This is a genomic window from Coleofasciculus sp. LEGE 07092 (assembly GCF_015207375.1).
In the GTDB taxonomy this organism is placed as follows: domain Bacteria; phylum Cyanobacteriota; class Cyanobacteriia; order Cyanobacteriales; family Coleofasciculaceae; genus LEGE-07092.
The window spans coordinates 1-6598 of the sequence record NZ_JADEWY010000209.1; the positions used below are offsets into that span (position 1 = coordinate 1).

The following is a 6598-nucleotide window of genomic DNA, read 5'->3' on the forward strand; positions in this document are numbered from 1 at the left end:
CACCCCACACCCCACACCTCAAACCTCACACCTGACAGTAAGCGATCAACTATCATCTATCTAACTAATTTCGAGCGGTAGCCCCTAGACTTAAGTCAGAACTGAATGTAGGACTGGATAGGAGGGCTTGCCTTGACCGAAAACCAAATTTCCCTCCAGGCGGTATCCCGCAATGAACTGCGGGAGTTGGTTCGTACCCAACTGCAACTATTGCTGGAGCAAGGAAACCTTCAAGGAGCAAAAGCGCTACTTGTCCCCGTACAACCGGTGGACATTGCCGAAGCCATTGAAGGTTTACCAGAAGCAATGCAAGTGATTGCGTTTCGCTTGCTTTCTAAAGCTGAGGCGATTGAGGTCTATGAGTATCTTGACTCTAGCGTCCAGCAAGCGCTAATCGAGGAATTCAAACGTCAGGAAGTACTTGACATCGTTGACAAAATGTCACCAGACGATCGGGTTCGCTTATTTGATGAGTTACCGGCTAAAGTCGTCCGGCGTTTGCTCGAACAACTGAGTCCCCAAGAACGCCAAGCTACCGCCCAGCTACTCGGTTACGAAGCCGATAGAGCCGGACGGATCATGACGCCTGAGTACATTTCCCTGCAAGAAACGTTCACGGTTGCCGAAACCTTGGAACGGATTCGCTCGTTAGCCAAGATGACGGAAACGGTTTATTACCTCTACGTCACGGATGGGGCGCGACACTTGACAGGGATTGTCTCGTTGCGGGATTTGGTGGTATCTCAGCCTGAGCAAATCCTCAGTGAGATTATGACTCGTGATGTGGTTTGCGTTCACACCGATACGGATCAAGAAGAAGTCGCTCGGTTAATTCAGCGCTACGACTTTCTGGCAGTGCCGGTGGTTGACCGGGAGCAGCGTCTAGTGGGTATCATCACGGTTGATGACGTGATTGACATCATTGAGCAAGAAACGACTGAGGACATCTATGCTTTGGGTGGTGGTGTGCAGTCAGGACGTGATAATTATTTTCAAACGAACTTACTTACAGTTGCCCGCAAGCGAGTCGTCTGGTTATTTGTCTTGCTACTTACCAATAGCGTTACGGCATCAATTATTAGTTCTCAAGAAGACATCTTGCAGCAAGTGGTAGCACTCGCGGCGTTTATTCCCCTACTCACCGGTACAGGGGGTAATGTGGGTGCTCAGTCTTCAACCGTGGTCATTCGTGGCTTGAATACGGATGAGATTCGGGATATGAAAACCTATCAGGTGATTTTGCGAGAAGCAATGGCAGGGATACTGCTGGGGACAATTTTAGGGACGGTAGCAACGGTGTGGGCTTATTTTTTAAAAGGAAACCCATTCGTTGCTTTTTCGGTGGGAGTGAGTCTGATTGCGATCGCACTTCTTGCCTCAGTTGCCGGTTCAGCCCTACCGTTTCTGTTCCGTTCACTGGGTTTAGACCCTGCCTTGATGTCAGCCCCATTCATTACGACAGCCGTTGATGTTTTAGGGGTGCTGATATATTTCAATATTGCCAGAATCGTTTTGGGGCTTTAGTTTAGGGTTCATAAAATGACAAGCATAAAGATCATGGGATGCTGAATCACCGTCTGAAAGTTGCCGAGTGGGTTTTTGTTGTTGCCTCTGTCATTGGCTGGGCTGTAGCAGCAGCGTCTAGTCAGATTATCTATGGGGCAGTGCCTTTGTCGATCGCTCTGTTGCTAAACCTGATTAATCGCTTGCGGTTTGAGCAACAAATCAAGCGGCGACTGACAGCAGCACTCGCTCAGTTGCACCGACAAATTTCTCAAGAAAACCAATCGTTCTACTCACAACAGATCCAAGATGCGATCGCATCTTTCCAAGCTAATCTGCCAGAGTATCTTGCCCAGCTCGAAGTTCCTGACTCTCAGTCCAATATTCTCAAATTCGCCCAACTCCAAGCCCAAATTAACAGCTTAGAGCAATCCCTCCGCAGTGTGGTGGACTACCTAAACAGCGCCTCGCTCCCCACTCGAGTCCAAGATTTAGAAGAGGCAATCACGAATGCAACCGCAGAGCTTGCCCGAATGCAGCGCCTGCCGTCTCTTGTCACAGAGACTCTAGATGAGAGCGCGGGACTATCAACCCATCAACTTTCAGAACTCGCTACCTCACCCTCCTTGTTCCCGGTAGTTTTTGAGTCTGTGCCGGAAGAAACACCATCAACCATTGAGCCAATTGTGCCGACTTGGAGCGAAGTACACATTTTTGAGGGACATTCAGACTGGGTGAGTGCCTTGGCAATGAGTCCCGATGGGCAAATTCTTGCGAGCGGCAGTCTTGACAAAAATATTAAATTGTGGAATTTGTCAACAAGTAATAACACTCATACTCTCTGTGGTCATGTCGAAGGAGTGCTTTGCCTCGCTATCAGTCCAGATGGGCAAATTCTTGCCAGTGGAGGCTTTGACCAAACCATTAAACTATGGCGTTTGGATAGCGGACAATTGCTATATACTCTTAAGGGTCATGAGGGTTCAGTGCGATCGCTTGCCATCACTCCAGACAGTCAGACTTTGATCAGCGCCAGTTTTGACCAAACGATCAAGCTGTGGCGTTTAGATAGCGGGCAATTTTTGCAGAACTTAGCCCAGGATGCTGGACACTTGTCAGCGATCGCATTAAGTCCAGACGGGCAAATTCTTGCCAGTGGTGGAGGTGATGGCACGATCAACCTTTGGCGGCTCGATACCCAAACTCTAGAATTAACCCTTACAGGCAACCTCAGTTCGATTTGTGCCCTTGCCATTAGCCCAGATAGTCAGATTTTACCAGCAGGGTGTACGGATGGGTATCTCAAGTTATGGCAGCTCAGTACAGCAGAACCTTTAGGAAATTTAGATTGCCAATCGGGATTAGTGATACCGAGCATTTTTAGCATTCAGGGGCAAACGTTTATTGGTAGCAGCGCCGAGGAGACGATTAAAATTTGGCAGCTAAACACAGGTGAAGTGTTAACTGTTTTAAACTATGATGCCACAAGTTCCGTGATGTCTCTTGCTATGAGCCCCAACGGTGAATGGATTGCTGGAGGCATGGAGGATGACACCATTAAGGTTTGGCGGCAAGATGAATAACTCGTTCCTCTTTGCTCTAAACCCCTAATATGAAGTATAAAGTTATTCGGTTTTAGCCGCTTCTGTTCCCAACTCCCGTCCGGACTTCGGCGAGCGCCCAAGCCTACTCCCTACTCCCTGTTCTAACCCTTCTAGTCATGCCCAACCGTCGTCGCTGGCTTTTAATCGCCGAATCTACCTCTATAGCTACCTCAGTGGTAGGAGCAGCCATCGCGGTAGTTGTCGAACAGGTTATTTACGGGTTAGCCCCCATTTCTCTATCTCTGTTGCTGAACCTACTTAACCGCCGTCAATTAGCCCAGCAGATACAGAAAAGTACCATCAATCGCGCTCAAGTTGAGCAGTTAAGGCAAACAGTTGATTCCTTGAGTGCCGAGCTTGCCCAAGTACAACAGGATGTCGGAAATCTGGCATCTAGACAGGAGTTAAGTGCTATTGTCTCAACCGTTGAAGCCCTCAACGAGCAGCAAAAAGGATTGCGGCTATCTCTAAAACCTATTCAAGTCCAACTGAATGACTTGAGTGAACAGTTTAACCACCGTCCAGAGTTAGAGCAGATTGAAAGTTTGGCAGGGATTATCATAGCTCTCAAACAGACTATTGATGAAATTAATTCCTAAGCGCGATCGCCTGTAATAGCCATCAGAGGGGCTTCAGGAGCGAACCGAGGTAGCTTTAGCAAAAGCTATCTCACCATTGTGAACGAGTGGAGGGATTGGAGCAAGCGCTCGCTCGACTACAGCAAAAGCTAGCTAGTCTTCAGCTCTGTAAACTGAAACTATCATAAACTGCTGGGCGTGTCGGGAGCGATCACATCGCTATTTTTCTGAATTAGAACGTCTTGCTCGGTAATTAAATCACTGATGTCATTAACTTCGATACCCATCCGTTGACAAGCTTGCTTGAGTTCTCGTGTGAAGGTATTGACATCCTCACCATAGCCGCAGAGTTGGGCAGCCGTTCCGGTTCCCTGCTTGGCGTTAGCTTTTGCACAATCAACTAAATCCGTGCCTTTGAGGGGAGTGGGTGAAGCCATAATGCTATATTTTTCCTATCTCTACGCAGCTTCCAGCGTAGTCAAAACCGTGTCAGAACACATCTACCAGTGGGTGTAATCTTAGCTGCCTGATTCCATACCACTAAAAAAAGTATTAAATTAGACTTGATGAACAGTAGTCAACAACACCTCACTCGAGTACAGCGAATTGATCGCATTATCGAGCAACGTCAACCTTTAGCCAAAGAAATTCAACGGGTAGAAACTCACCTGCGAGAAATTTCCGCAGCCATCCGTAATCTAGAAAATTACCGCCAACGGCTGGAAGTATCCGTTAGTGAAGTTGATGTACAAGAAAAATTAAAGACGATTAATTTATCGTCCCTTATCCAACAGCTTATTGCAGAAGCAGAAACCCTCAAGACTCTCCAGAAACGCTTCTCCCGTCCCACCCTAAATATTGGAGTTGTGGGATTGATGGGACAGGGGAAAAGTACCCTACTCAAAAGCCTGAGTGGACTCACTGATAACGAGATTCCTGCCTTAGAAGGGGGAGCCTGCACTGCTGTCCGCAGTACCATTGAAAATCGGCAAGAAAACACCCACTCCGAACCTTCTTCACGGAAAAAAACAACCCAATCTAATGGTATTCACTCTGGTTTTTACACCCTTCAAGAACAAATAGTCTTGACAAAAAAGGACTATTCTAGTCAAGCTAAAATTACCCTTCATTCAGAAGAATCTTTTTTAAGAGAAGTCATTTTCCCTTATTACGATGAACTGGGATTAACCGACAAACCTCAAAGTTTAGATGACTTTGCCCTGCAACATTTTTCTGAACAATGGTTGGAGAGTGCTAGCGATGAGGATATCTACAAGCACCTCCGCAACGACTATCATCGCCATCTCAACAAATACCGACATTTAATCAAGCAGGGCGTCCCGCAAACCCTTATAGTTGATACTAAAGAAATTGCTGATTACGTGACTCAAAAACGAGACGGAACCCAGCAAAATAATCTGACGACATTCAAACATTTAGCAGTCCGAGATGTAAAAATTATCTGTCCGTTTCAAAATCCCGATGTTGGTAAAATAGCCCTGGTTGATGTTCCCGGTTTAGGTGACTCTAAGCTAGGGGATGAAAAATTAATGCTAGAAACATTGGGTAAGGAAGTTGATGTTGTTCTTTTTATAAAGCGACCCGATCCCCAGCGCTATCAATGGCAAACTGTAGATACAGAACTTTATGATAGAGCCGCTAAAGCTCTGAATGATTTAGAGAAACGGTCATTTATGATTCTCAATTATAGCCGCAGAACGGAAAATCTTAAAGCTTGCAAAACTCTACAACAAAATATCGGTACCATTAAAGTGGTTCAGAGTGAAATTGCCGATTGTTCTGACTCTGAAGACGCTAATCGAATTTTTAACCACGTCTTGGACTACTTAACTCTCACGATTCAAGAGTTAGATCAGCGATATGCGAGTGCTTGCCAAAGCCGCCTTGAAAATCTGCATCATCAGATTAACAGCGAACTGGAAAAAGCCAGCCATGCTTTGATTTACTATTCCGGAGAATCGCGACAATTTCGGAGACTCTTCGAGCAACTTTCTCAAGACCTGATTCAAGGTTTATTAGATTTGAGAAACCAACTTAAACAACAACGTGAGGAAGTTGATCCGGACTTTGAAGCTGCTGTGAAAGATGCCTTGCAATCCTGCGAAACTGACACAGGAATTCCGAAGAATGACGAAGAAATTATAATCCGCAGTTGTGAGTTTGAATTTAAAGAATCTTACCAAGCTATCTATCGTGTTTATATTCGGGAATTAAAAATTCACTTATCACGGCACTTTTTAACTGTAGACCAAGGATTAAGAAATTCCATCGATAAAGTTAAAGGATTGGTAGCAGATGTATTAATTTCAAAAGGACGGCTAGGAAAACTGACACCCAATCGCGGCGCAGAATTTCTCAAAAATATGGCAGATTTACTGTCTGAACGAAGTAATCAACTGGAATTAGGGTTTAGAACCCTTTGGGAGTTTGAGTTTTCCTACGGCAGTGTACTCTTACACTTAATTCGCAAGCATCTGGACGAAATTCTCCAAGTTGACATCCACCCCCTTACCTCTGAACACTCTAGATTGCCTGCTGAACCTGCCAATGCCTCAGAGGTGCGGGAAAATCTAGAGAAACTTCATCAGCAAGCGGTGGTAAGTTGCCAGGAAATCTTAAACAGTTGTCTAACTTCACCGAGTCAGGCTCGATATTATATGGTACAGGAATTTATCGATTTGGTTATTTATGCGAGGGATATGAAAAAAGAGTGGGAAATTTTTCTGAGTGATGAGGATATTCGTTTCCAAGTTTGGTTGGAATTTGAAAGCTTGGAAAAACGAAAGCAAGAGCAACAGGATTGGCGCAATGCTGTCGCAAGAGTAGCAGCACTGAATCAGTTATCTGCTATGGTGTTTAGTTTATAGGGAGTGGGGAGTGGGGAGTGGGGAG

Annotated in this window: 5 protein-coding genes; 4 read left to right on the top strand and 1 reads right to left on the bottom strand. The window is 45.6% G+C overall.

Features of this window, described 5'->3' with window-relative positions; all coding sequences use genetic code 11:
• Positions 1-132: 132 nt before the first annotated feature.
• The 3 genes from mgtE (at position 133) to IQ257_RS28285 (ending at position 3706) form a co-directional block, all read left to right on the top strand.
• Positions 133-1524: a magnesium transporter gene (gene mgtE / locus IQ257_RS28275; RefSeq protein ID WP_193881732.1), complete on the top strand. Its 1392-nt coding sequence runs from the start codon at positions 133-135 to the stop codon at positions 1522-1524.
• Between the two features lie 38 nt (positions 1525-1562).
• Complete coding sequence (locus tag IQ257_RS28280) at positions 1563-3086, top strand: WD40 repeat domain-containing protein (RefSeq protein ID WP_193881734.1); 1524 nt, start codon at positions 1563-1565, stop codon at positions 3084-3086.
• A 137-nt stretch (positions 3087-3223) separates the two neighbouring features.
• Positions 3224-3706, top strand: coding sequence for a hypothetical protein (locus tag IQ257_RS28285; protein WP_193881736.1), 483 nt, complete (start codon positions 3224-3226; stop codon positions 3704-3706).
• Between the two features lie 161 nt (positions 3707-3867).
• On the opposite strand, the gene IQ257_RS28290 is transcribed toward IQ257_RS28285, so the two are convergent.
• The gene (locus IQ257_RS28290) at positions 3868-4122 is read right to left on the bottom strand and encodes a hypothetical protein (protein ID WP_193881738.1); all 255 of its coding nucleotides are present in this window, start codon (positions 4120-4122) and stop codon (positions 3868-3870) included.
• Positions 4123-4251: 129 nt separating this feature from the next.
• On the opposite strand from IQ257_RS28290, the gene IQ257_RS28295 reads away from it, so the two are divergent.
• The gene (locus IQ257_RS28295; RefSeq protein WP_193881747.1) at positions 4252-6573 is read left to right on the top strand and encodes a dynamin family protein; all 2322 of its coding nucleotides are present in this window, start codon (positions 4252-4254) and stop codon (positions 6571-6573) included.
• Positions 6574-6598: the final 25 nt, after the last annotated feature.

Coding starts and splice junctions, on each gene's coding strand:
- IQ257_RS28290 (WP_193881738.1), bottom strand. CDS start 4,122: ATGGCTTCACCCACTCCCCTCAAAGGCACGGATTTAGTTGATTGTGCA.
- IQ257_RS28280 (WP_193881734.1), top strand. CDS start 1,563: ATGCTGAATCACCGTCTGAAAGTTGCCGAGTGGGTTTTTGTTGTTGCC.
- IQ257_RS28295 (WP_193881747.1), top strand. CDS start 4,252: ATGAACAGTAGTCAACAACACCTCACTCGAGTACAGCGAATTGATCGC.
- IQ257_RS28285 (WP_193881736.1), top strand. CDS start 3,224: ATGCCCAACCGTCGTCGCTGGCTTTTAATCGCCGAATCTACCTCTATA.